This window comes from Sphingobacterium hungaricum, from assembly GCF_015210005.1.
GTDB classification, from domain to species: Bacteria; Bacteroidota; Bacteroidia; order Sphingobacteriales; family Sphingobacteriaceae; genus Sphingobacterium; species Sphingobacterium hungaricum.
Genome location: NZ_MU158698.1, coordinates 1,654,508 through 1,679,304 on the forward strand (window position 1 = coordinate 1,654,508; position 24,797 = coordinate 1,679,304).

General features: G+C 37.2%; 21 protein-coding genes. 8 read left to right on the top strand and 13 right to left on the bottom strand.

Going from position 1 to position 24,797, the window contains the following annotated elements:
* Positions 1–365: 365 nt before the first annotated feature.
* Entirely contained in the window at positions 366–2,294 is a 1,929-nt protein-coding gene (gene dxs, locus C4F49_RS10395) for a 1-deoxy-D-xylulose-5-phosphate synthase (protein ID WP_196935783.1), read from the bottom strand.
* A gap of 149 nt (positions 2,295–2,443) precedes the next feature.
* On the opposite strand from dxs, the gene C4F49_RS10400 reads away from it, so the two are divergent.
* Complete coding sequence (locus C4F49_RS10400) at positions 2,444–3,184, top strand: segregation and condensation protein A (RefSeq protein ID WP_196935784.1); 741 nt, start codon at positions 2,444–2,446, stop codon at positions 3,182–3,184.
* A 12-nt stretch (positions 3,185–3,196) separates the two neighbouring features.
* Here the strand turns inward: C4F49_RS10400 and C4F49_RS10405 are convergent, their stop codons facing one another.
* Genes C4F49_RS10405 through C4F49_RS10415 form a run of 3 tightly spaced genes read right to left on the bottom strand, consistent with a single transcriptional unit; the run spans position 3,197 to position 5,964 of the window.
* Positions 3,197–3,964, bottom strand: a complete 768-nt coding sequence (locus C4F49_RS10405; protein ID WP_196935785.1) for an enoyl-CoA hydratase/isomerase family protein — start codon at positions 3,962–3,964, stop codon at positions 3,197–3,199.
* Between the two features lies 1 nt (position 3,965).
* Positions 3,966–4,814 (bottom strand): beta/alpha barrel domain-containing protein, encoded by an 849-nt coding sequence (locus C4F49_RS10410; protein ID WP_196935786.1) that lies wholly within the window; start codon positions 4,812–4,814, stop codon positions 3,966–3,968.
* Complete coding sequence (locus tag C4F49_RS10415) at positions 4,804–5,964, bottom strand: acyl-CoA dehydrogenase family protein (protein ID WP_231388271.1); 1,161 nt, start codon at positions 5,962–5,964, stop codon at positions 4,804–4,806. The genes C4F49_RS10410 and C4F49_RS10415 overlap by 11 nt, the downstream gene beginning before the upstream one ends.
* Positions 5,965–6,084: 120 nt before the next feature.
* Here C4F49_RS10415 and C4F49_RS10420 point away from each other — a divergent pair, with 120 nt between their 5' ends.
* The 4 genes from C4F49_RS10420 to C4F49_RS10435 all read left to right on the top strand — a co-directional run bounded on the left by C4F49_RS10420 (position 6,085) and on the right by C4F49_RS10435 (position 10,425).
* Positions 6,085–7,695: an acyl-CoA carboxylase subunit beta gene (locus C4F49_RS10420; RefSeq protein ID WP_196935787.1), complete on the top strand. Its 1,611-nt coding sequence runs from the start codon at positions 6,085–6,087 to the stop codon at positions 7,693–7,695.
* Positions 7,696–7,826: 131 nt separating this feature from the next.
* Entirely contained in the window at positions 7,827–8,546 is a 720-nt protein-coding gene (locus C4F49_RS10425; protein WP_196935788.1) for a ferritin-like domain-containing protein, read from the top strand.
* Between the two features lie 10 nt (positions 8,547–8,556).
* Positions 8,557–9,387 carry a ferritin-like domain-containing protein gene (locus C4F49_RS10430; protein ID WP_196935789.1) on the top strand — a complete coding sequence of 277 codons (831 nt, stop codon included), beginning with the start codon at positions 8,557–8,559 and terminating at the stop codon, positions 9,385–9,387.
* Positions 9,388–9,516: 129 nt separating this feature from the next.
* Complete coding sequence (locus C4F49_RS10435; protein WP_196934848.1) at positions 9,517–10,425, top strand: IS982 family transposase; 909 nt, start codon at positions 9,517–9,519, stop codon at positions 10,423–10,425.
* 130 nt (positions 10,426–10,555) lie between these two features.
* Here C4F49_RS10435 and C4F49_RS10440 read toward each other — a convergent pair whose 3' ends face one another.
* Both C4F49_RS10440 and C4F49_RS10445 read right to left on the bottom strand, forming a co-directional pair.
* A complete protein-coding gene (locus C4F49_RS10440) occupies positions 10,556–11,368 on the bottom strand; it encodes an anti-sigma factor (protein ID WP_196935790.1) in 813 nt (270 codons plus the stop codon).
* A gap of 2 nt (positions 11,369–11,370) precedes the next feature.
* The gene (locus C4F49_RS10445; protein WP_196935791.1) at positions 11,371–11,934 is read right to left on the bottom strand and encodes an RNA polymerase sigma factor; all 564 of its coding nucleotides are present in this window, start codon (positions 11,932–11,934) and stop codon (positions 11,371–11,373) included.
* Between the two features lie 174 nt (positions 11,935–12,108).
* Between C4F49_RS10445 and C4F49_RS10450 the strand changes: the two genes are divergently transcribed.
* Positions 12,109–12,684, top strand: coding sequence for a fasciclin domain-containing protein (locus C4F49_RS10450; RefSeq protein WP_196935792.1), 576 nt, complete (start codon positions 12,109–12,111; stop codon positions 12,682–12,684).
* A gap of 77 nt (positions 12,685–12,761) precedes the next feature.
* Here C4F49_RS10450 and thiL read toward each other — a convergent pair whose 3' ends face one another.
* Together thiL and nadA are read right to left on the bottom strand one after the other, a co-directional pair.
* Positions 12,762–13,796, bottom strand: coding sequence for a thiamine-phosphate kinase (gene thiL, locus C4F49_RS10455; RefSeq protein WP_196935793.1), 1,035 nt, complete (start codon positions 13,794–13,796; stop codon positions 12,762–12,764).
* Between the two features lie 10 nt (positions 13,797–13,806).
* A complete protein-coding gene (gene nadA / locus C4F49_RS10460; protein ID WP_196935794.1) occupies positions 13,807–14,805 on the bottom strand; it encodes a quinolinate synthase NadA in 999 nt (332 codons plus the stop codon).
* Positions 14,806–15,284: 479 nt separating this feature from the next.
* On the opposite strand from nadA, the gene nadB reads away from it, so the two are divergent.
* Entirely contained in the window at positions 15,285–16,877 is a 1,593-nt protein-coding gene (gene nadB / locus C4F49_RS10465) for an L-aspartate oxidase (RefSeq protein ID WP_196935795.1), read from the top strand.
* 9 nt (positions 16,878–16,886) lie between these two features.
* Positions 16,887–17,402 carry a gamma carbonic anhydrase family protein gene (locus tag C4F49_RS10470; RefSeq protein ID WP_196935796.1) on the top strand — a complete coding sequence of 172 codons (516 nt, stop codon included), beginning with the start codon at positions 16,887–16,889 and terminating at the stop codon, positions 17,400–17,402.
* A gap of 200 nt (positions 17,403–17,602) precedes the next feature.
* Here C4F49_RS10470 and C4F49_RS10475 read toward each other — a convergent pair whose 3' ends face one another.
* From C4F49_RS10475 to C4F49_RS10495, 5 genes are all read right to left on the bottom strand, one after another.
* Entirely contained in the window at positions 17,603–18,475 is an 873-nt protein-coding gene (locus C4F49_RS10475) for an SDH family Clp fold serine proteinase (protein WP_196935797.1), read from the bottom strand.
* 85 nt (positions 18,476–18,560) lie between these two features.
* A complete protein-coding gene (locus tag C4F49_RS10480) occupies positions 18,561–20,117 on the bottom strand; it encodes an Ig-like domain-containing domain (RefSeq protein WP_231388272.1) in 1,557 nt (518 codons plus the stop codon).
* Between the two features lie 200 nt (positions 20,118–20,317).
* On the bottom strand, positions 20,318–22,177 hold the full coding sequence (gene mnmG, locus C4F49_RS10485; RefSeq protein ID WP_196935799.1) for a tRNA uridine-5-carboxymethylaminomethyl(34) synthesis enzyme MnmG: 1,860 nt from the start codon (positions 22,175–22,177) through the stop codon (positions 20,318–20,320).
* Positions 22,178–22,231: 54 nt separating this feature from the next.
* On the bottom strand, positions 22,232–24,091 hold the full coding sequence (locus C4F49_RS10490) for an ABC-F family ATP-binding cassette domain-containing protein (protein WP_196935800.1): 1,860 nt from the start codon (positions 24,089–24,091) through the stop codon (positions 22,232–22,234).
* Entirely contained in the window at positions 24,088–24,753 is a 666-nt protein-coding gene (locus tag C4F49_RS10495) for an NAD-dependent epimerase/dehydratase family protein (protein WP_196935801.1), read from the bottom strand. Before C4F49_RS10495 ends, C4F49_RS10490 begins: the two co-directional genes overlap by 4 nt.
* Positions 24,754–24,797 lie beyond the last annotated feature (44 nt).

Below are 24,797 nucleotides of genomic sequence, written 5' to 3' on the forward strand. Positions count from 1 at the left end.
TTACAACGAAGATGACAAAATTTTTTGATGATAAAAACTAAAAAGTAAAAAAAATATCAAATCACTATTGTTCAGTTATTTACATTAATTTTTTATCGATTTTAGAAGCTGATTTTTTGACCAAAATATTTTATTAACACTAGGATTTTTTATCGTGTTTAAACAGATTTATTTTGGAGCTTTTTAATTCGTAAGCGTCTACTGTGGAAAACTTTACTTGATAAAATTAAATTGTAGATAAAGATTTTACGAATGAGTTTTTTACCTTTTTTTAACGAAAATTAGCCTTTATTTTAAAATGAAAAAGCCCACAAGAATCTCCCATGACTCCGGAAAATTCTTGTGGGCTTCTGTAAAACTTTATGCTAACCGACCATAAAGTCGGCCTTGATTGGCTTAACCAATTTGACAATCTCCTCAACAACAGCGGTTGCGTCATACCGGCACAATTGCCACAATTCTTTTTGTTCTCCTTGCTCCACGATTTGGTCAGGGATTCCCAAACGGATAACTTGTGCTTGATATCCATTTGCAGACATAAATTCTAACACCGCAGAACCTACGCCTCCTGTAATCGTTCCATCTTCAATCGTAATGACTTTATCAAACTTTTTGAAAACCTCATGCAACATGGCTTCGTCCAAAGGTTTTGCAAAGCGCAAGTCATAATGGGCGGGGTGGATTCCTTTTTCAGCTAATTCTTTGAAGGCTTTAACAACTTCGTTGCCTACATGACCGAAACTTAAAACAGCCAACCCTTCGCCATCACATATTTTTCGTCCTTTTCCTATCGGAATTTCTTTAAATGGTTTCTTCCAATCCACCATAACGCCATTTCCTCGAGGATAGCGAATTACAAATGGCCCTTTTTTGTCCAGTTGCGCAGTGTACATGAGGTTCCTCAGCTCTTCTTCATTCATCGGAGATGAAACCGTCATGTTAGGAACACATCGCATAAAGGCGATATCGTATGCCCCGTGATGCGTCGGTCCGTCTGCACCGACCAATCCCGCTCTATCTAGACAAAATACTACATTCAACTTCTGCAATGCCACATCGTGGATGACTTGGTCGTAGGCTCTTTGCATAAATGATGAATAGATATTGCAAAAAGGAACTAGGTCCTGAGTCGCCAAACCTGCACTAAACGTAACAGCATGTTGCTCGGCGATACCTACGTCAAAAGCGCGAGTAGGCATTTCTGCCATCATAATATTCAATGAAGAACCAGAAGGCATCGCAGGCGTAATACCCATGATTTTGGGATTATTCTCTGCTAATTCCACAATGGTATGTCCGAAAACATCTTGATATTTTGGTGGCTGTGGTTTGTCGGAAGTCGATTTTTTTATCTCTCCTGTTATTTTATCGAACAAACCTGGCGCGTGCCATTTCGTTTGGTCTTTTTCGGCTAACGCATATCCTTTTCCTTTAATCGTTACTGCATGCAGCAATTTTGGTCCAGGTATGTGCTTTAAATCCTCAATAGTCTTAACGAGCTTATTTACATCATGGCCATCAACTGGTCCGAAATACCTAAAATTAAGTGATTCAAAGAGGTTCGAGTTTTTTAATAAAGAACCTTTGATCGCTTTTTCGATTTTCTTAACAATCCCAAAAGCATCAGGCCCAATTTCAGAAATTTTTGTCAACACCGCAGCAACATCATCCCGAAAACGATTATACGTTTTCGAAGTGGTCATGCTTGTCAAATATTCTTTCAATGCGCCAACATTCGGGTCGATGGACATACAATTGTCATTCAGAATCACAATCAAGTTTGATTTCTCAATCCCTGCATGATTTAACGCTTCAAATGCCATTCCGCCCGTTAATGCTCCGTCACCGATAATAGCAACGTGCTGACGGTCTGTTTCGCCCTTGTATTGCGAAGCAACCGCCATTCCTAAAGCAGCGGAAATAGACGTCGACGAATGGCCAACGCCAAAAGCATCATAAGGTGACTCTTCACGTTTCGGAAATCCAGATATGCCTCCCAACAGACGATTCGTTTCAAAAACATCTCGTCTACCGGTTAATATTTTATGGCCATAAGCCTGATGACCTACGTCAAAAATAATTTGGTCATAGGGTGTATTCAATGCATAATGTAACGCCACGGTAAGCTCAACAACACCCAAACTTGCTGCAAAATGACCTCCATTTACGGAAACCATATCAATTATATACTGCCTTAATTCCTTACAAACCTCTTCCAATTCGCTTTCTTTGCGATTTCTAAGGTCTGCGGGGTAATTAATCTGTTTAAGCAATGCGCCTGGTTCTATTTGCATGGGCTTTTTTTATTACAAAAATTATTTACAAAGTAACAATTTATTATACAAACAATAGAACAATATACACAAATAAAAGTTTACATAACTTGTGTTATGGCTTATTTGACAAGAGCTTCATTCCGTTATTTTCATTATTTTTGAATGATATGTCGGAAGCGAATTACCAAATTATTTTACCTCATTTTGAAGGGCCTTTCGACCTGCTTCTCTTCTTTATTGAACGGGATGAGCTAAACATCCATGATATTCCGATTTCCAAAATAACCGATGATTTTTTGGATTACTTGCATCATATGCAGACGCTGAATATGGATTTAGCGAGCGAATTTATCGTCGTCGCCGCGACCTTGATGCGAATAAAGGCTAAAATGCTTTTGCCTCGCCAACCCATCGATGCCGATGGCAACGAATTGGATTTGAAGGAAGACTTGATTCGCAAACTTTTGCTCTATAAACAGTTTAAACAAGTTTGTGAAGAGCTGAGGGTCTTGGAAAATAGCCGTTCGAAACTTGTTGAACGGGCAAATATTCAAGCGGATCTGAAGAGAGTTAAAAAATCTTCTTCGGCAGAAGAAGAGCTGGCGCAATTTGATTTGTATAAACTATTGATGGTGTATAGCAAATTGATGTTCAGTTATAAAAATCGGGTTGAAGAGGTTAGGCATACCGTCGTTAGCTATCCTTATACTATTGAAGCACAAAAATTTACCTTAACCAAGCTTATCGAAATCAATAAAAAACTGGATTTTAACCTGATCAAGAAGAATTCTGAAAACAAAGTTCAGTTTGTGTATAATTTTTTGGCTGTTTTAGAAATGCTTCAGCAAGAATTGATTGATATCCAAGTTGGATTGGGTTATAACAATTTTTGGATTGAAAGGCGATAATTTTAATATTTCTTATTCATTCTTCCAGTCGGGCTTTCTCTTTTCCTTCCAAGCCGATATGCCTTCTTTTGCATCTTTGGAATCCTTCAATTCATTTAGCTTCGCTAATAAGAAATTGTATTTATCCTGAGTAGGAATTTCTCGTTGCTCTTTGACGGCAATTATTCCCTTTTGCATCGCGAAAGGACTGTTTTGAAGCAATTGATGAATGTGAATTGACAAGGTATCCTCTTCCAAAAAATCGTACACAATGCCCAATTCTTTTGCTTTGCTACATGATAGAACTTCTCCGCTCAAACAGATCTGCAGGGCCAAACGTTCTGGCAAATATTTAAGCAAGGATTCCATAACCTGAAACGGAAAAATTCCCAGTTTCACTTCAGGAAGGCTGAACCTTACTTCTTTTTTAGCTAAAATAAATGTAGCCGATAAAGCAATTAAAAATCCTCCTGCCAAGACATCGCCCTCAATGATTGCAATAGAGGGTTTGTTCAACTTATCTAACACTTCGCCCAGCGACAAATCTTTGTTTTGAATCAAGGGATTAAGCTGATCTTGCGTTGGGTCTTCAAAAGCTTTCAGATCCATTCCAGCACAAAACACGGAGCCTTCAGCTTTGATCAGCACAAGATAAACTTGCTGATTGCTGTTTGCTCCTGAAACAGCGTGCGCAACTTCATTGACCATTGTTGGTGTAAATGCATTTCGCTTTTCTGGCCTAGCCAAAATTAATTCGAAAACATGTCCGTCGAGTTTGGTCTTTATAAAATTATACGTCATTTTACTGCTTGATCATTTCTTGAAAACTGTTCATAATCGCACTTATCTGGGCATATTCTCCACGTTGAAAACGCTCTAAAAGCAATTCTGTCGGAATATTCCCAACCAATTCGTCTTTAGCGAACGGACATCCGCCATATCCTAAAATTGCACCCTCAAATTTCCGGCAACCCGCATCATAAGCTGCATCGATTTTCAATTGTGCATTTTCCACACGGCTGTGCAAATGGACACCGATTTCTAAATTTCCGAAGGTTCGGCTAACTTCCGTAAAAACCTCTTTAATGATTTCAGGAGAAGCTTCAGCTGTTGTGTCGGCAATGGAGAAATTTTTAACATCTTGTTTTTGAAGGACATCGATCCAATCCAAAACCAATTCTTTGCTCCAAAAATCGCCATACGGATTTCCAAATCCCATCGATAGATAAACCACTAATTCTTGATTCGTTTTGGAAACTCGGCTTTGAATTGATTTGATCGTCTCTATAGATTTTTCGATCGAAGAATTTGTATTTCGCTGCTGAAAGGTTTCTGAAATCGAAAAAGGGTAGCCTAAATAATCGATTTTTGGAAATTTGGTTGCTATTTCTGCTCCTTGATCATTTGCCACAATAGCCAATAATTTAACCGCTTCGCTTTTATCTAGCCGATCAATTACGAGTGCTGTATCTTGCATTTGAGGAACGGCCTTAGGCGAAACAAAACTTCCAAAATCAATACAATCCAGCAAATTGCTTTCAATCAACTGATTGATATAGTCCACTTTTCTTTCTGTAGAAATAAAATGCGAGATACCTTGAATAGCATCCCGCGGACAATCAACCAATTCGATTTCTTTTTTATTTGACATCTTTACTAATTTCTCTAGCAATCACCATTTTCTGAATCGAAGAAGTTCCTTCCCCAATGGTACATAATTTCGCGTCGCGAAAGAATTTCTCGGCAGGATAATCCTTCGTGAACCCATAACCGCCATGGATCTGCACACTTTCATTCGATACTTGAACCGCCGTCTCAGAAGCAAATAACTTAGCCATCGCTCCCTCTTTGGTTACTTTTTTACCAGCATCTTTTAAATAACCCGCTTGTCTGGTCAATAACTCAGAAGCTTCAATTTTCGTAGCCATCTCTGCTAATTCAAACGATACCGCTTGGAAATTAAAGATTTTCTGGTTGAACTGTTCTCTTTCGTTCGCATATTTCAACGCGCATTCGTAAGCGCCGCGAGCGATTCCCAAAGATAGCGCAGCGATTGAAATACGTCCTCCATCCAATAATTTCAAGGCTTGAACAAATCCCTCACCAACGTTTCCTACGATTTGGTCCTTGTGAACCCGGCAATTATCAAAAAACAGACAGGCTGTTTCAGAAGCGCGCATTCCCAATTTATCTTCTTTTTTACCTGCTGAAAATCCAGGTGTTCCTTTTTCAATAATGAATGCTGTCATTCCCTTTTTATCGCCCTTTTCGCCCGTGCGTGTAATCACGACCGCAACATCGCCACTGATGGCATGGGTAATAAAGTTTTTGGAACCGTTTAAGACATAATAATCTCCATCCTCAACAGCTGTTGTTGTTAGACCGCCAGCATCCGAACCCGAACCTGTCTCGGTCAAACCCCAAGCACCAAGCCATTCTCCAGTAGCTAATTTAGGCAAATACTTTTGCTTTTGCTCTTCGTTAGCGAAGGACAGAATATGATTGGTACATAAAGAATTGTGGGCCGCAACGGATAGCCCGATTGAACCGCAGACTTTAGATATCTCGTCCAAAATTGTGATGTATTCTTGATAGCTTAATCCGGAACCATTGTATTTTTCAGGCACAATAATTCCCATAAATCCATATTCTCCTAATTTTTTGAATAATTCAACAGGGAAAATCTGTTTCTCATCCCATTCCATTATATGAGGACGAATATAGGTTTCAGCAAAGCCTCTAGCACTTTCACGAATCATTTCCATTTGCTTTTCCTCGGCATTAAACATATCTTGTATCATAAAAATTTATTGTTGGTTCTTTAATTTTTCAAATATATAAAAAGATATATCATCAAAATTAAATTAATTACAAAATTAACGTATTTTTAACCCGTCAAATTAACAAATTATCAAATCTACATGATACAAGAATTAATTGCCAATTTACAAAAAAAACAAGCAGACCTAAAATTAGGAGGCGGTTTGAAGCGAATTGAAAAGCATAAAGAAAAAGGAAAAATGACGGCTTGGGAACGTATATTTTATCTTTTGGATGAACACTCTGATTACATTGAAATTGGTATGTTCGCTGGTGAAGGGTTGTATCAAGAAGAGGGAGGCTGTCCAAATGGAGGCGTCGCCATCGTTATGGGTTATGTAAAAGGGCGTATTTGCATCGTTGTCTCGAATGATGCAACGGTGAAAGCCGGAGCTTGGTTTCCGATAGCGGCAAAGAAGAATCTTCGCGCTCAAGAGATCGCAATGGAAAATCGCATTCCGATCATCTATTTAGTGGATTCTGCGGGCGTGTATTTGCCGATGCAAGATGAAATTTTTCCAGACAAAGAACATTTCGGGCGTATTTTTAGAAACAATGCAAAAATGTCGTCTATGGGCATTCCGCAGATTTCGGCCATTATGGGTAGCTGTGTAGCCGGGGGCGCATACCTTCCGATTATGTCAGATTATGCATTTATAGTGGAAGGAACAGGTTCTGTCTTTCTTGCGGGATCTTATTTGGTGAAATCATCCATCGGCGAAGTGATTGACAATGAAACTTTAGGCGGCGCGAAGACACATACAGAGATTTCAGGTGTGACTGACAACAAATATCCAAATGATGCAAGCTGTTTAGATGCTATAAAAAATGTAATCGACAAATTTGGCGAAAATGAAACAGCAAAATTTTCAAGAATTAAAGCCGTAAAACCAAGCTATCCAGCAGAAAAAATCTATGATATTCTGCCAAGTGACCGTACGAAACCTTACAACATGCTTGAAATCATCAAATGCATCGTGGATGATGATTCCATGGAGGAGTACAAAAAGGATTATGGCAAGACTATTATCTGTACGCTGGCGAGAATAGATGGTTGGGCGGTAGGAATTGTTGCGAATCAGCGCGAAATCGTGAAAGCCAAAAAACCAGGGAATTCGACTGAACTGCAAATGGGCGGTGTAATCTATTCCGATTCGGCGGATAAGGCTGCTCGCTTTATTATGAACTGCAACCAGCAAAAAATTCCGTTGGTATTTTTTCAGGACGTTAGCGGTTTTATGGTAGGGAGCCGTTCAGAGCATGGCGGAATTATTAAAGATGGCGCAAAAATGGTCAATGCAATGGCTAATTCCGTTGTTCCTAAGTTCACCTTTATTGTTGGCAATAGTTATGGGGCAGGCAATTACGCGATGTGCGGGAAAGCATACGATCCTCGTTTAATTTATGCTTGGCCAACATCACAGCTTGCTGTAATGAGTGGCGCGGCCGCAGGAAAGACTTTATTGCAAATTCAGGAATCGGCTTTAAAAGCAAAAGGAACTTCATTGACTCCTGATGAAGAAAATATTTTACTAAAAACAATCGAAGACCGCTATAACGAGCAACTAAGCCCGTATTATGCTGCCGCACGTTTATGGGTGGATGGAATCATTGACCCCAAAGAAACGCGCAAAGTAATCTCCATGGGAATCGAAGCGGCAAACCACAGTCCGATTACGGAGCGGTATAATGTTGGAGTTATTCAGACGTAATTTTAAAAAACACATTTTAAACTATTTATTTACAGACTATTATAATTTAGTTCTACTTTTAGAAATCCATTCAAAAGAGTTTTTCGTAGATAATTCTAAACACAAGAATTATAAACATTAATCATTCTTTTATGGAAAATCTATCCAAAAAAAATCCAGCTGAAATTGAGCAAGACAACATGCTTGATAATGGCCGGTTGAGAAGAAGAGACTTCTTAAAATATGCAGGCGCTAGCGCTGCGGGTATTGCCGTGCTTAGTTTGGGAGCTTGTGATAAAAACGATGACCCTATAGATAATGGCGGAAACGCTTTTTATTTTGGTAGTGGTGATATCGCTATTTTAAATTATGCCTACGCATTGGAACAGCTTGAAGCTGCCTTTTATACGCAAGTAGCTAATTCATTTTACACAGGAGCTTCCGATTTGGAAAAAGCATATTTGACCGATATTCGTGATCACGAAATCGCGCATCGCGAATTCTTCAAAACAGCTTTAGGTAAAAATGCAATTAGCCAACTTGAATTCAATTTCTCAGCAGTTAATTTTTCTAGTAGAGATACGGTATTGGCGACAGCCAAAACATTTGAAGATTTAGGTGTTTCTGCTTATAATGGAGCAGGATGGCTAATTAAAAATGAAGCTTATCTATTATTGGCAGGAAAAATTGTTTCTGTTGAAGCAAGACATGCTGCTTTAGTTCGTGATTTGATCGATAATGGAAGTTTTGCAAATTCTGAAGTAATCGACAGCAATGGTTTGGATGTTTCCAAAAGCCCTACGCTGGTTCTTCAAGCGGCAGCGCCATTCATCAAGTCGAAAATCGATGTAAAAGATTTACCAACCTACTAATTTAACAGCTATGAATTTATTTAATATATTCGATACGATTGCTCAAGTTGATCCAGAATTCAACGAGCGAGTAAGCCCAAGACGTGAAGCAATACGCAACATGGCTTCATTCGGCAAAAAAGTAACATTGGCAGCTATGCCTTTTGTTATCAGTGATTTATTTAAAAAAGCGTACAGCCAGTCTGCTCCAACCGATGTGAACGGTGTATTAAATTATGCCTTAACATTAGAATATTTGGAGGCTGAATATTACACATTGGGCGCTGCTGCTTCAGGATTAGTTCCTTCAGGAAAACCAGCGGGTGCAATTGCAACGATCAGAGACCATGAAGTTGCTCACGTGAATTTTTTGAAAAGCGTGTTAGGTAACAACGCAGTATCTAAACCCACATTCGATTTTACAGCAAAAGGAACTTTTGCAGACGTTTTTAGCAACTACGATACGTTTCTTGCTCTAGCTCAAGCTTTCGAAGACACAGGCGTGCGTGCTTATAAAGGACAAGCTGGAATTTTGAAAGGCAATCAGGTCGTACTGACCGCTGCTTTACAAATCCATTCCGTAGAGGCAAGACATGCTTCGCATATTCGCCAAATGCGTAGAGCTAGAGGTGGAGCTGCCGCAAATCAAAAGCCTTGGATTACGGGCGCAAATGATAGCGGAATCGGCGCTGCGGTAGATGCAGTTTATATGGGCGAGGACAATAAAATCCAAGCGGAAGTTGATATTACTTCATTAAATGGGGTCGGGGGCAAGATATCAACAAATGCTGCAACGCAATCATTTGATGAAGCATTAGCTGCTCCAGATGTTTTAAACATTGCAAAATTATTTATTGTATAAATTTTTGTTAAGTTAACGTGAGTTCGGGATAAGAAAAAGTTTAAAATAGTTGGGGTTTTAGACAAAAAAGGCTTGATTTTTGTATATAATTAGTTGACAACCAAATTATTACAATTATAAATCAAGCCCATGCTTAGAGATAAAGTTATTGAAATTTTCGTTAAGGTGGATGATTTCTGTAAAGAAATTCAGCCAATTTTGGAAGAAAAGCGAATCGAGGACAAAAAATTAGGTATGCGCAACCGTAAAACTGGACTTTGTCAAAGCGAAATGATCAGCCTTATGGTACTGTTCCATAACGGTCAGTTCACCAATCTGAAGTCTTTTTATGTACATTATGCTTTGCCGCATATGAAAGATCTGTTTCCCGGCCTAACAACTTATAACCGTTTTGTAGAACTGCAGCCCCGATGTGCCATGCTGTTTATGTTATTTGTAAAAATGCGCTGTTTGGGAAAAAGCAATGGCATCAATTTCATTGATTCAACGCACATCAAAGTGTGCCATAACAGAAGGATCCATCAGCATAAAGTTTTTAAAGATGTAGCCGAGCGTGGACAATGTTCAATTGGTTGGTTTTATGGCTTCAAGCTTCATCTGATAATCAATGACAAAGGGGATATTCTTTCATTTTACCTTACTAAGGGCAATGTAGACGACAGAAATCTAAAACATATGATGGATATGACCAAAGATATTTTCGGAAAACTGTATGGAGACAAAGGCTATATTTCTAAAGCAATGGCAGATATCCTTTGGGGAAATGGGGTCCAAATGGTAACAAAGCCAAGAAAAAATATGAAGGGAATGAACCTAAGCCAAACTGATAAAATTATGCTCAGAAAAAGAGCGATCATCGAGTGCGTGAATGATGAACTTAAGAATATTTGCAAATTGCAGCACACAAGACATCGCTCGGTAAACAACTTCTTGTTGAATATTTTAGGAGCTTTAGCGGCATACTCTTTTTTCCCTAAAAAGCCTTCTTTAAATATTCAGTTTGAGCAACAAGATAAACAATTATTCCTTGCTGCTTAAACCGAACTCACGTTAAGTTAAAAATCACCCTTTTTCAATAGATCTGTTCAGAAATGAGCAGATCTTTTTTTGCATAATAATATTATCTATTGCAATAGAGATTCTTTAAGAAAAATAGGAAGAATTGTAATTAAATATTACCCATTACATACAATTGAGTAAGCGTCGGAGTTGGGTTTCCGCCAGCTTTCTCAAGGGTGATTGCAAAGGCTTGGGCCTTCTCAATTTTTAACATTTTGCTTATTCCTTCGGAATCAGTCAAATCAAATACACCTGCATCTACTGGTGTACCGTCGACAATTGCCCACAGCTGATACTGCATTCCGTCAGGAACTTTCGGTAAATTTTCGCTGCTTAGATAAACTTCGGAAGTTTTTGTATTCCAGAAAACATGCGCTTTCAAATCAGGATGTTGTTCAACGCCTGCTAACGTGATGGTTTTCAGATCCGGATTTTGCAATAAGCTCCATTTCTCTTTTAATTGATCAAGAGATTGTGCAGTAGCTTTATTTTCTGCTACGAGTGCATTTAACTCTGTTTGATTCTCTTTGCTCTTGTTTTGGAAATATATTGTTGTACCAAAACTTGCTACAAAAAGGACAGAAGCGGCGATCGCCAATTTTTTCCAATCAGTTGTTTTCTTGGTCATAGGAACAACTTTTGCTTCTTTTTCATTCTCATCAAAACCAAATGAACTATCTGTTGTTGTATCAACAGGCTGTTGGTTCAATTGACTCCAAATAGCATCTTTTAGTTCAACAGGCGGAGCTACTGCTTGCGCTGTCGAAAAATCTTCAAGGATAAGCTGTGCATCAAGAATAGCCTGCTCAACCTCGCTGTTATTTTTGCGAATGCACTGCAGGATACTTGCTTCTTCTTCAGTAGCAAGTCCTAGTACATAAGCTTCAATAACGCCTGACGATATGTATTCTTTAATATTCACGTTTACTTATATTCTTTAAGTATCTCTTTTAATTCAATTAACGCATTTCGCGTTCTAGTTTTTACAGTTCCTAAAGGAATATCTAATTTTACGGCAATTTCCTGTTGCGTATATCCTTCAAAATAAGCCATTTCAATCAGTTGTTTCCATTCGGATTTCAATTCATTTAGGACGTTTTTGAATCCGATATGATCAACAGATTCTAAAATAGTAAAATTATGTTTTTCCTTATTATCTACATCTACGAAATTTGGAAGCGATTGGTTTTTGAGTTCATTTTGTACACCTTTTGATCGCATGTAATCAATGGCCGTATTTCGCGTAATATTGATAATCCAAGTATATAATTTGCCTTTATCAGCATTGTATGAATTAGCATTGTTCCAAATTTTTACGAAAACATTTTGAATAACTTCGTCCGTATATTCTTTGCTTTTTACTATTCGCAGCGCCAAACCATACAATGCGCCAGAATAGTTATCGTAGAGGTAATTAAAAGCCCTTTGATCCTTATTTTTCAATAAAGTAATCAATGTTTCTTCTTCTATAAAGTGAATCGGGCTCAAGTAGTATGTAATTAGTGTCCCAAATATAGAAAATTGGTTTTATTAATTCATTGATTATCTCAATTATATTACTTCATATAAGCTTAGATTTTAAAGTATTTTATAAAAATATTGTTCGATTACAAATCCAGTTAGAACATTCTTTCGTAATTACTATAAACAACAAGGAAATATATGAAAACGACAACAAAATTATTTACACTCGGATTATTAGCTACTTCTATGTTTTTTGGAAATGTAGCAATGGCGCAGAAAAATTCTGCAGAAAAAACAGTTACAGTAGGCGGTGCACAAATGTATCCATCAAAAAATATTGTGGAGAATGCCGTGAATTCCAAAGATCATACAACGCTTGTAGCAGCAGTAAAGGCCGCTGGTTTAGTGGAAACACTTTCTTCGAAGGGCCCATTTACAGTGCTTGCTCCAACAAATGAAGCTTTCAACATGCTTCCGGCTGGAACTGTGGACAATTTGGTGAAACCAGAAAATAAAAAACTGCTTACTTCAATATTGACTTATCATGTTTTGCCAGGAAAATTTACTTCAGCTAATGTACTTGCTGCTATTAAGGCAAATGGAGGAAAAGCAGTAATGAAAACCGTTCAAGGTGAAAATCTAACTTTCTGGTTAAAAGGTAAAGATATTTATGTAAAAGATGCAAAAGGCAATGACGCTAAAGTAACTATAGCGGATGTAGAGCAATCAAATGGAACAATACATGTTATTGATCATGTATTGATGCCAAAGTAAAAATAGTTTTATGTTTATGTGTAGGTGGATAAAGGCTGTTCAGTAATTTGAACAGCCTTTTTGGCAATCAATATTTTCTAAAAAGCTTTCCAGCCCTGGGCTTTTAATGGATGAACAGATCCAGATTTAGCGATCATCTGATACCCTTCGTTAGGTTCAGTAATGTATCCAATAATGGAAATATCGAGCTGATTTTTAATTTTATCGTAGTCCGATTGCGGAACGGTAAATAGCAATTCGTAATCTTCTCCGCCATTCAATGCACAAACGGTAGGATCAAGACCAAATTCACGAGCGGTTTCATAAGTCATCGGATCCAAAGGAATTTTTTCCTCATACAGTTTGCAACCTACATTCGATGCCTGGCAAATATGGATGATTTCAGATGCCAATCCGTCCGAAACATCAATCATCGCATTTGGTTTAATGCCATATGCTTCAAAAAGTTCGACGATATCCTTTCTAGCTTCTGGTTTTAATTGTCTTTCAACAATGTAATCTTTGCCTTCTAAATCAGGTTTGATGTTTGGATTTTCTAAAAAGATTTGCTTTTCGCGTTCCAATAATTGTAAACCTACATAAGCTCCGCCCAAATCACCTGAAACACATAACAAATCACCTTCTTTCGCTCCAGAACGGTACGTTATCGCTTCTTCGTCTGCGTAGCCTATACTGGTAACAGAAATCACCAATCCTTGTGCAGAAGCCGAAGTATCGCCACCAATCAAATCTACATTGTATTTTTTGCAGGCAATCAATGCGCCTTCGTAAATTTCTTCTACTGCCTCTAATGGAAATTTGGAAGAAAGACCAATCGAAAAAGTAATTTGCGAAGCAATTCCATTCATCGCATAAATATCGCTCAGATTGACTTGAACTGCTTTGTAACCCAAGTGTTTTAAGGGAACATACCGCAAATCAAAATGAATATTTTCTAATAATAAATCCGTAGAAATCAGCGTTTTTTTATTCGAAAAATCCAATACAGCAGCATCGTCTCCAATGCCTTTTACAGTAGATTTCTCGGTTAATTCGATGGATTCTGTTAAGTGTTTTATTAATCCGAATTCACCCAATTCGTCTAAATTCGTTTTCTCTTTGTTATCAAACATTTCTTTTCGTTTATAATCCCAGACGAGCTGATATTTCTAACATGCGCTCAATTGGTTTTTGTGCCCGCTGAATGACTTCCATTGGCAAATCAATTTCTGGCATTTCGTAGTACAAAGCGTTGTAAAGCTTCTCTAACGTATTTAATTTCATATGCGGACAATCGTTGCAGGCGCATAAGTTATTCGGCGGAGCCGCAATAAAAGTCTTTGTAGGACTTGATTTTTGCATTTGATGTAAAATACCGGATTCTGTTGCCACAATAAATGATTGAGCTTCATTTTCAATCGTGTATTTTAACATTCCTGAAGTGGATCCGATGTAATCTGCCTGCGCTAAAATATGTTCTTCACATTCAGGATGTGCTATAAATTTAGCTTCAGGATATGCTGCTCTTAACTGTGCTATACGATCTTGAGAAAATATTTCATGAACCATGCATGCTCCATTCCACAGCACCATATCGCGACCGGTTTTCTTCATGACATAAGCTCCTAAATTACGGTCAGGACCAAAGATTATTTTTTGGTCTTTAGGCAAATCGTTTACAATCTGAACCGCATTGGAAGAAGTACAGACAATATCCGAAAGTGCTTTCAATTCAGCTGTGCAATTCACATAGGTGATTACTAAGTGATCTGGATAATTTTCTTTGAATTTCGCAAATAGGTGAGGTGGACAGCTGTCGGAAAGAGAACAGCCAGCTTTTAAATCGGGCAACAATACTTTTTTCGAAGGAGATAAAATTTTTGCTGTTTCGGCCATAAAATGAACTCCAGCGAAAACGATGATATCAGCCTCTGTTTTAGCTGCTTGCTGTGACAATCCTAAACTATCGCCAATATAATCCGCAATATCTTGAATTTCAGATTCTTGATAATAATGTGCTAAGATAACTGCATTCTTTTCTTTCTTAAGTTTGGCAATTTCTTGTACAATATCTATTGACGGATCGATTGCTACATCGATATATCCCTTAGCTTCTAAATCACGTTCAAAAATTGTATTCATTTTAATCTTCTTGATTTACACATCTTCCAATTGACACTACAAAAGTAACTAAAGAAATCGAAACGAAATTCACATTCCTTTTTTTCAATAAGATATAATGTTTTTATTTAAAGAGAATCTTATTGTTTATTAGCCTGTGGAAAATGGGGAAAATTAATTTATTTTTTTGTTGCCTTTTGTAGTTAAAAGATTTTGTTAACAATTTATTAACAGTTTTTGAAACTGTTATGATTGATTTTCAATAGACTAATTTTTGAGGGCTTTTCTTTTCCATAGTTTAATGTTTATTTTATGTGGTTTACTTTTTGTTAATATGTAGGTAATATTCTCTTAATATATTGTTCTAAAATTGTTGAATCGAGGCTGATTTGTGGAATAATAAATAGTTTTCATTTTTAATCCACTTCATTACACAGGTTATCCACATTATTTGTTAATTTGTTGCTCAGTTCAGAGAATAGAAACCAGGTTTAGTTTATATGCACAATAGAAAAGTAGATTTCTTAATCGTTGGGTCGGGTATAGCAGGATTAAGTTTTGCGTTAAAGATTGCAGATTTTGGTAAAGTGTTGATTATCACAAAATCAAATGAAGATGAATCGAATACCAAATATGCACAAGGCGGAGTTGCCGCAGTCATTGATGATACAGATAGTTTCGAAAATCACATTCAAGATACGTTAATTGCCGGTGATGGCCTATGCGATCAACAAGTTGTGGAAAACGTAGTAAAAGAAGGGCCGGACCGCATTGCAGAATTGATTGCTTATGGCACTTCATTCGACAAAGAAGCGTCTGGTGAATATGATTTAGCTAAAGAAGGTGGACATTCTGCTAACCGTATTTTGCATTATAAGGACATAACGGGTTATGAAATAGAACGTTCGCTATTAAAGAAAATCCATGAACATCCGAACATTGAAATATTAACCCATTATTTTGCAGTTGATTTAATCACCCAACATCATTTAGGTGAATTTGTGGATAAACGTTCTACAGATATTACCTGTTACGGTATTTATGCACTGAATACGAAAACCAATCTGATTGAAAAGTTTTTGGCTAAAGTGACATTAATGGCTTCCGGAGGTGCAGGACATATTTATTCGAGTACAACGAATCCAACTATTGCAACTGGGGATGGAATTGCAATGGTCTATCGCGCAAAAGGAAAAGTTAGAAATATGGAATTTTTCCAATTTCATCCAACAGCCTTATATAATCCAAGAGAATATCCTGCCTTTTTAATATCTGAAGCGGTTCGTGGCTTTGGCGGTATTTTGCGCCGTGTAAATGGCGAATCGTTTATGGAGGAGTATGATGAACGCGCTTCATTAGCACCGCGCGATATTGTTGCTCGAGCGATCGATAGCGAAATGAAAAAGTCCGGAATTGATTATGTGTATTTGGATATAACACATAAAAACAAAGCCGACTTATTGGCTCATTTTCCTAATATTTATGAAAAGTGTTTGTCGATTGGATTGGACATGACAAAGGATTATATTCCTGTTTCTCCAGCTGCACATTATCTATGTGGCGGAATTATGGTCGATGATTTTGGAAATACAAGCATCAATAATCTTTACGCCTGTGGCGAATGTTCTTCTACAGGATTGCATGGAGCAAATAGACTAGCTTCAAACTCACTATTGGAAGCTGCTGTGTACGCACATCGCATATTTTTAGACGCTAAATCTAAGTTTGAAAAGATTCAGTACCAAGAAAGCATCCCAGATTGGGACGATTCAGATACGATATTATTGAATGAAGAAATCTTAGTGACGCATAATTTAAGAGAAACACAAAAATTAATGAGCGACTATGTTGGAATTGTGCGTTCTGATTTTAGGTTAGACCGCGCTATGCGTAGGCTTGGTTTCATCTATGAGGAGACTGAAGATTTTTATAAAAACACTAAACTTTCCGTAAAATTATGTGAATTGCGAAATGTGATTCAAGTTGCTTATTTGGTTGTTAAGTCAGCCACGTTACGTAAGGAATCAAGAGGACTGCATTACACAACGGATTACCCTTCGCACAGCGAATTATTAGAAGATACGATTATTTAATTAGACCTTATGCCTACCATTTTACCTGTAGAAGATAAATATCCAAGTATTGATGATGCAGTTTTTATTGCTCCGAATTGCACCATTGTTGGTGATGTGGTTATAGGCAAGAACTGTTCTGTTTGGTTCAATGCGGTCATTCGTGGCGATGTCAACTTTATTAAGATTGGTGATTATACGAATATTCAAGACAATGTGACTATTCATTGTACTTATTTAAAGAATGGAACGACAATAGGAAATTACGTGAATATCGGGCATAATTCGATTGTTCACGGATGCATCGTCCATGATTATGTTTTGTTGGGAATGGGTTCTATCGTGATGGATAATGCAGTTATTGAGAGCAATGTGATTATTGCAGCTGGAGCTGTTGTTCTGGAAAATACGGTATGTGAATCTGGTTTTCTATATGCCGGAATTCCAGCAAAAAAAATCAAGCCTTTGACCGATGAACAATTGGGAATGTTACAGCAATTGCCGCATAACTATGTAAAGTACAGCGGTTGGTTTACGGAGAAGTAAAATAAGAGGTATCAAATTGAGTATTTTAATTTGATTTTTGATATTTGTTCATTTAATGTAAGTATATTGTTGCCTCTCTTAACAATTTTACCCGATTTTACCATTTCATTGTATCTATCATTGGCTTTTGTCAATGAATTTAATTTTGATGGAGCATCTTTTATAGCCTTGACATCATCATAAGTTTTTCCCATATTATTTTATATAAAGTTCCTTGTGTTTATAAATATTTTGGTTTGATTTATTCTAACATAATCATCCATAAGTTCATAATAATCTCTTATTAAATCTCTTAATTCTGTTTTATTAGAATAATCTTCAATTTCTAATTTCAACTCTTTTAAATCGTGGATATTTATTGGTCTAGCGTGTGATTTCCATTTGTTATTATTACTCAAATCATCTGCTATTTCTGTGGCTCTTTTCTCTTTTTGATTTTCTGTTACTACTGTACCTATCAAAGAACTATTTGTTCTATGGACAGTCCAATTTTTAAACTTATATTTTACCAACCATTTTTTTAATAAGGCTATTGTTAGGTCTTTAGCTTGTTCGTATCCCCTTAATTCTGCTAAATCAAAATCTCTTAAAATTAGAAATTCAGAATCTGATATAGAACCATCTCTTGCTTTTTCAAGTAAATCGTTTATTTTATCAAGATATCCTAATGCGGCAACAAATTTGCCATCTTTGTTAATTACCTGCGGGTCAATAGGGCCTAAAATGGAGAGATAATCCATATAAATATTATCTCCACTCATGCAAAAGATAGTGCCGGCACTATATGCGTAGTCAGGTACAATAAAATTTACTTCATCATAATGGTGTCTTAAGATATTTACGTATCTCTCTACGACTTCTGCGCTTCCGCCTGTAGTGGTTAATACAATAAAAATGCTACTTTTTTTATTTGGATCTGATGCAAGCTCTTCTACTATTCTTGCAAAACTGTTTTGCAATCCTTCAACAAATGGGCCGTAATAGACCAGTACATCTGCATTCAAATTATTTTCTATTTTCTCTATGTACTCTTTTAAAGAGGTTTGAGCATATTCATTAAGAGATTTACCCATAACAAATTTATAATTGACCTAATCTGTTTATTATTAGATGTATACTTTATATATAAATATAGTTAATTATAAATAAATTGTAAAATCAATCAAATTTTATTGCGATAGTCTCATTCTGCTCCCAGTTAGCTCGAATGGTGAATGTTTTATCCAAGTACCAAATATTTTCAGGTTCTCGTTTTTCATAAACATCTCCAGCATCCCATTTGCCATTTCGATTCAAGTCTTCAATAATTCGTAATGAATATTTTCCTCCAGGATATTTTACGTAACTCACAATTCTATTATCTGGAATTACGCTTCGATTGAAAAGCTTTTCTTTCGTTTCATCAATCAATTCAATGATGTATTGCTTATCAGCATCTAAGCCCGTTAGAGTCAAATTAATGTCGCCGTAGTTATCGGATTCATCTAAGGTGAAACTCGCCTTAAACTCCTTGTTTGTATCGTCAAACGGACTCTTTAATGCACCTTCTTCCAATACCAATTCGTAATTCCGTTTAGGGCGCCAATTGAAGCGGATATGGTAAAGATTACTGTTTAATGAATCCTGCTGCAATTGAAAATTACGTCTGGATACGCTGTCTTCCATAATTAAGACTTTTGCCTTATCAACGGAAGCTAAAGGTGTTTTAGTGGTTAAAGTGATGTGTTTTATGCGATCTACTTTGTTGCTGATATTTAATACAGGCAAAAGGGAACGGTCTATTTTTAGATTTCTTGGCTTGCGCAAAAGAATGGTATCTAGAACGTCATTACCGTCATTCACTTGAAATTTTAGAGAGTCAAACTCGATGTTATCAACGTATACAAATGCGGAATCATTAGCCTCGCTATAACGGACAAATTTTGAAGCATCTAATTCTGCTGGAGATAAAATGGTTAATTGAGGATCGTCTAAAGTTTTATTGTAGGTAAGCAAAGCAGATCCATCTTTTTCAACTTTTTTGTCCAGGTTTCTAAAAACTAATGGCTGACCTTTGGTATAAACCAACTTGATGTTGTTTACATTTTGGTCGAGCACAATACTATCTTGCAGAAAACCGATCCACTCATCAGTACCGTTAAAGATGCGGTCGTTATTCTGTTCTTTGATTGCATAGATTCTATATGTATTTTCTCTTAGGTTTCTGAACGAGAATTTTCCCAATGAATCCACGGTTGTGTAAATACTAGCTTTTCTTTTTCCGAAAATACTGTCTTGTGATGTAGGGATTAAAACGACATTGACATCTTTATCCTTATCGTATTTAAATTCTTTCGTATACCCATTCATCACCGAGCCGGTAATGACCAAAGAATCCAATTCATTTCCGGTCGCAAAAACATAACTGTAATTCGTAAGCGGATTGCCTTCGTTATAGTCGACCAATCCTTTTCCAAAATTAATTGTGTAGGTGCTGTTGTTGTCCAGCGAATCCGGAAGTTTGATAATTAGATTTTTTTTCTTGATGCGATATTCGGGTTGGATGTCCACATCGGGAGAAATACTAAATTCCTTAAATTGGTTACTGATTTTTACGTACTCGTCGAAAGTAATCGTAATTTCTTTCTCTTTAAAATTTGTTGTCAAGTTCGCCGGCGACTCATTCAAAATTTTTGGTGGCAACGAATCTTTAGGACCGCCGGTTGGCTTTTGCATGTTTGCACATTGAATACAAGTTAAAAAAATTAATGCGAAAAAGGCTAAAAGAACTAGTCTTTGCGATAAGCACGTTTTTAGCGCTTTTGAGCTATTTTTATCTTTTTTTAATAGTTGTATCATATATTTTAAAATATGCGCTTAAATCTCTTTATTTTAACCCAATTTTTATATTACCTAATTAATTGTATTTCAATTAATTAACTCATATGAACCATCAAAACACTGATATCTGAAGGAGAGACTCCAGAAATCCGTGAAGCTTGGCCTAAAGTTCTAGGTTTTACTTTCAGTAATTTTTCTTTTGCTTCAATCGATAAGGAAACGATGGATTTGTAATCGAATTCAGGATTGATTTCTCTGTCTTCCATTTTTTTCATCCGGTTGACAATTTCCAGTTCTTTCTGAAAATAGCTATCGTATTTTACTTTGATCTCCGCTTGCTCGATTGTTTCTTCGTCGAATTGATTTAATAGATTCTTAAATTCGGTATTTGCTTTTGCTAAATCAAAAATTCCAATTTGAGGTCTGCTCAATATAGCATATAACTTTGTTTTCTGATTAACTTCGGATGAACCAAGTTCTTGGAGAATCGGATTAATTTCAGTTTCAGAAATGCTGTTCTTTCTCAGGTATGAAACAATCTCATCTGAATTTCTTATTTTCTGATTCACTTTTTCTAAGCGTTCATCAGATACTAAACCTAATTCATGAGCCATTGGAGTCAAGCGGATATCAGCATTATCTTGTCTCAACAGCAAGCGATGTTCCGCTCGTGAAGTGAACATCCGATAAGGTTCGTCGGTTCCTTTGGTTACTAAGTCATCTATTAAAACGCCGATGTATGATTCCGCTCTTTTCAAGATTAGTTCATGTTGATCATTGATGCGTTGATGTGCATTAACCCCTGCTACAAAACCTTGTGCCGCGGCTTCTTCATACCCTGTCGTTCCGTTAATCTGTCCTGCAAAAAATAGGTGTTTTACGCGCAATGTTTCCAAGGTTAAATCCAATTGCATTGGTGGAAAATAATCGTATTCTATCGCATATCCTGGACGGTACATTTTTGCTTTTTCAAATCCCGGAATTAATTGCATTGCCTTTAATTGTACATCCTCAGGAAGCGAAGTAGAAAAACCATTTACATAAATTTCTACTGTTTTAAATCCTTCTGGTTCTACGAATATTTGATGACGGTCACGTTCTGCAAAACGATTGATTTTATCTTCTATGGATGGACAATAGCGAGGGCCTAAACCTTTAATCCTTCCGGTAAACATTGGTGATTTTTCAAAGCCCGTCTTCAATACTTCATGAACGGCCGAGTTCGTATACGTAATCCAACAGCACCGTTGTTCCTGTGGAATCTCAACATCCGTGTAAGAAAAGCGTCCTCTTTTTTCGTCGCCCCACTGTTCTTCCATCAAGGAATAATTCAAGCTTCTTCCGTCCACACGCGGCGGAGTTCCTGTCTTCATTCTTCCTGATTCGAAACCTAGGGAAACCAATTGTTCTGTTAATCCAGTTGCTGCCTTCTCTCCTGTTCTGCCACCACCAAATTTCTTTTCTCCAATATGAATAGTACCATTTAAAAAAGTTCCATTAGTCAAGACTACGGCATCCGATTCTATGCGTGCTCCCAATGAAGTAATGACACCACAAGCTTTTCCATTCTCCACTAAAACTTCTTTGACGGTATCTTGCCACATGTCCAGGTTGGAAATGCTTTCTAAAGTTAGACGCCATTCTTCTGCGAAACGCATGCGGTCATTCTGTGTTCTTGGGCTCCACATTGCAGGTCCTTTCGAACGGTTCAGCATTCTGAACTGAATAGTTGACTTGTCTGCGATGATTCCGGTGTATCCACCCATAGCGTCAATTTCGCGAACGATTTGGCCTTTTGCCACACCTCCAATCGCCGGATTGCAACTCATTTGTGCAATCACTCCCATGTTCATCGTGATTAATAAAACCGATGAACCCATGTTTGCTGCCGCTGCCGCTGCTTCACAGCCCGCATGCCCAGCGCCCACCACAATGACATTATATTTCTTAAACATATATTTTCGTACTGTTCCACGTGGAACGTTTTGGTTTTTGTTCCACGTGAAACATTAAATTAATTCTGATAATAATAACCAACGCTCCGTTTTTGAATCCAGCTCGCCTTTTAGCTTTTCTATTTCTTCAGACAATTCAATCAGTTTTTGATGGTCTGTTTCTGAATTTAAAGCTTCGCTTTTTTGAATAATCTTGTTTTCCCTATCCGCAATATCCTGTTCCAATTCTTCGTACTCCCGCTGCTCTTTGTAGCTCAATTTTGTTTTGACAGAAGGTTCAACTTTCTTTTCTACAACAACGGGAGCTGGAGCTGATTTTTCTTTTTTCGCTAATTCTTCTTGTTCGATTTTATAATCGGCATAGTTTCCATTGTAAATTGTGACATCCCCTTCGCCATTAAAAATGAATAATTGTTCTGTCAATTTATCGACCAAATACCTATCATGGGAAACCAAAACCAACACACCGGAATAGCTCATCAAAAATTCTTCCAAGACATTCAGCGTATCAATATCCAAATCATTGGAAGGCTCATCCAGAATTAAAAAATTTGGGTTTGCCATCAATACGCGCATCAGTTGCAAGCGCTTTTTTTCTCCCCCACTCAAGTTACGGATCATCCCGTATTGTTTTTCAGGCGGGAATAAAAACAGGGTCAATAATTGGGAAGCGGTAAGTACATCGCCGTTTGCCATCGTGATAAATTCGGCAACATTTTTAACCACATCCATGACACGTTCGTTGTCACTGAATGTCAAACCACCTTGACGGTAATATCCGAAAACGGTTGTCTCTCCAATCGAAATTGTTCCTGAATCTGGCTTCTCGTTTCCAGTGACTAAATTTAAAAACGTAGATTTTCCTGTCCCGTTTTTACCAGCTAATCCTATGCGATCTCCTTTTTTGAAAACGTATGAAAAATCGGCGATTACGTTCTTCGCTCCGTAAGTTTTATAGACATGATCTAGCTCAGCAATCTTCGCTCCTTGGCGACTGACTTTGACGCTTAGCTCAACGACATCATTCTTTTTAATGTGCTGCGATTTCTTCTCTAAATCATAGAAAGCTTCTATGCGAGATTTGGATTTTGTACCACGAGCTTTCGGCATTCGTCGCATCCATTCTAATTCCTTTTTCATCAAGTTGCGCGCTTTATCCGCCATCAACGAGTTGATGTTTTCGCGAGCAGCTTTGTTCTCTAAAAAGTAACTGTAATTTCCTTTATAACTAAATAATTCGCCACGATCCAATTCTCTAATTTCGGTACAGATTGTATCCAAAAAGTAACGGTCGTGTGTTACAAACAAAACTGTTTTTTGACCTGTGGTCAATAGCTTTTCTAACCATTCAATCGTTTCTACGTCCAAATGATTCGTCGGCTCATCTAAAATATAAACATCTGGTTCGTCAATCAATAATTTGGCTAATGCCAATCGCTTTTTCTGACCACCGGATAAACTTTCGATTTCTTGTTCGAAATCATTGATATTCAAACGATTAAGAATTGTCTTAATGTTGTATTCATAATCCCAAGCTTCCATCTCAGACATCTTATCGACAAGAATTGCCAATTTATTCTGGTCAACTGGTTCATGAAGCAACAATTCTTCATAAGCGCGAATTAATTGTTGTTGTTCGTTATCCGCAGAATAGATAAAGTCGTTGATAGACTTTAAATCTTTGAAGCTAGGTTCTTGAGGAAGGAAACCAATGCGGATTCCTCGTTCTTTAACAACCTTTCCTTCTGTTGGCAAAAATTGTTCTGCTAATAATTTTAAAAGCGTCGATTTACCCGTTCCATTGATTCCGACCAATGCAACCCTGTCTCCTTTTTGCAATCCAAAATGAAGACCTTTAAATAACCATTTGTCATTGAATGAATGACCTATTTGTTCTGTTGAAAGTATGCTCACGCTAATTCTTTAATTGTCGATGTTTTATAAATGTGTACACCTTGAGGATTTTTGAGACTCGCATGTATCATTGCGCTAGCAACATCTTTTCCTTGTATGCTTGTGTAATTTTTTAATGGTCCCCAAAGAAGCAAATTGATTCCTTTAAACAAAAAAGAAAAAATATCTTCTGCCAGTCTATTTTCATTTCGTTCGCCGATTAATAAGGATGGGCGAAACAGGAGCGTTGATGGGATTCCAACTTTGGTCAAGTCGCGCTCTGTCTCCCCTTTCATCCGCAAATAAAAGTTTTTGGAATGTTCGTCAGCTCCCATACTAGAAACAAGAGCAACAACCTGGCATCCATTATCTTTTAAGATGGAAGCAACTTTTACTGGATAATCATGATCGATTTGATAATAGACAGCTTTATCAGGAGTTTTCTTTTGCGTAGAACCTAGGCAAGAGTAAAGATGGTCAACCTGCAGATTTTCAATAAGTGCATTTATAGAATCAAAATCTGCCAAGAGCTGTTCCAGTTTAGGATGCTCCAAGGCTATTTTTTTTCTAGAAACAGCATACACTTTATGGTAGGCGGGATTATCGAGCAATTGCCGGACGACTTGTAAACCAATCATCCCACTTGCACCCAATACCAAAGCCGCTGTGGTCATCTCTCTCATACCTTTAATTAGGCAAAAATAAAGAATATTCGTTAGATAAAGAT

Excerpts from the sequence above, each read along its gene's own strand:
- dxs (WP_196935783.1), bottom strand. The coding sequence starts at position 2,294 with ATGCAAATAGAACCAGGCGCATTGCTTAAACAGATTAATTACCCCGCA.
- C4F49_RS10400 (WP_196935784.1), top strand. The coding sequence starts at position 2,444 with ATGTCGGAAGCGAATTACCAAATTATTTTACCTCATTTTGAAGGGCCT.
- C4F49_RS10405 (WP_196935785.1), bottom strand. The coding sequence starts at position 3,964 with ATGACGTATAATTTTATAAAGACCAAACTCGACGGACATGTTTTCGAA.
- C4F49_RS10410 (WP_196935786.1), bottom strand. The coding sequence starts at position 4,814 with ATGTCAAATAAAAAAGAAATCGAATTGGTTGATTGTCCGCGGGATGCT.
- C4F49_RS10415 (WP_231388271.1), bottom strand. The coding sequence starts at position 5,964 with ATGATACAAGATATGTTTAATGCCGAGGAAAAGCAAATGGAAATGATT.
- C4F49_RS10420 (WP_196935787.1), top strand. The coding sequence starts at position 6,085 with ATGATACAAGAATTAATTGCCAATTTACAAAAAAAACAAGCAGACCTA.
- C4F49_RS10425 (WP_196935788.1), top strand. The coding sequence starts at position 7,827 with ATGGAAAATCTATCCAAAAAAAATCCAGCTGAAATTGAGCAAGACAAC.
- C4F49_RS10430 (WP_196935789.1), top strand. The coding sequence starts at position 8,557 with ATGAATTTATTTAATATATTCGATACGATTGCTCAAGTTGATCCAGAA.
- C4F49_RS10435 (WP_196934848.1), top strand. The coding sequence starts at position 9,517 with ATGCTTAGAGATAAAGTTATTGAAATTTTCGTTAAGGTGGATGATTTC.
- C4F49_RS10450 (WP_196935792.1), top strand. The coding sequence starts at position 12,109 with ATGAAAACGACAACAAAATTATTTACACTCGGATTATTAGCTACTTCT.
- thiL (WP_196935793.1), bottom strand. The coding sequence starts at position 13,796 with ATGTTTGATAACAAAGAGAAAACGAATTTAGACGAATTGGGTGAATTC.
- nadA (WP_196935794.1), bottom strand. The coding sequence starts at position 14,805 with ATGAATACAATTTTTGAACGTGATTTAGAAGCTAAGGGATATATCGAT.
- nadB (WP_196935795.1), top strand. The coding sequence starts at position 15,285 with ATGCACAATAGAAAAGTAGATTTCTTAATCGTTGGGTCGGGTATAGCA.
- C4F49_RS10470 (WP_196935796.1), top strand. The coding sequence starts at position 16,887 with ATGCCTACCATTTTACCTGTAGAAGATAAATATCCAAGTATTGATGAT.
- C4F49_RS10475 (WP_196935797.1), bottom strand. The coding sequence starts at position 18,475 with ATGGGTAAATCTCTTAATGAATATGCTCAAACCTCTTTAAAAGAGTAC.
- C4F49_RS10480 (WP_231388272.1), bottom strand. The coding sequence starts at position 20,117 with ATGCAAAAGCCAACCGGCGGTCCTAAAGATTCGTTGCCACCAAAAATT.
- mnmG (WP_196935799.1), bottom strand. The coding sequence starts at position 22,177 with ATGTTTAAGAAATATAATGTCATTGTGGTGGGCGCTGGGCATGCGGGC.
- C4F49_RS10495 (WP_196935801.1), bottom strand. The coding sequence starts at position 24,753 with ATGAGAGAGATGACCACAGCGGCTTTGGTATTGGGTGCAAGTGGGATG.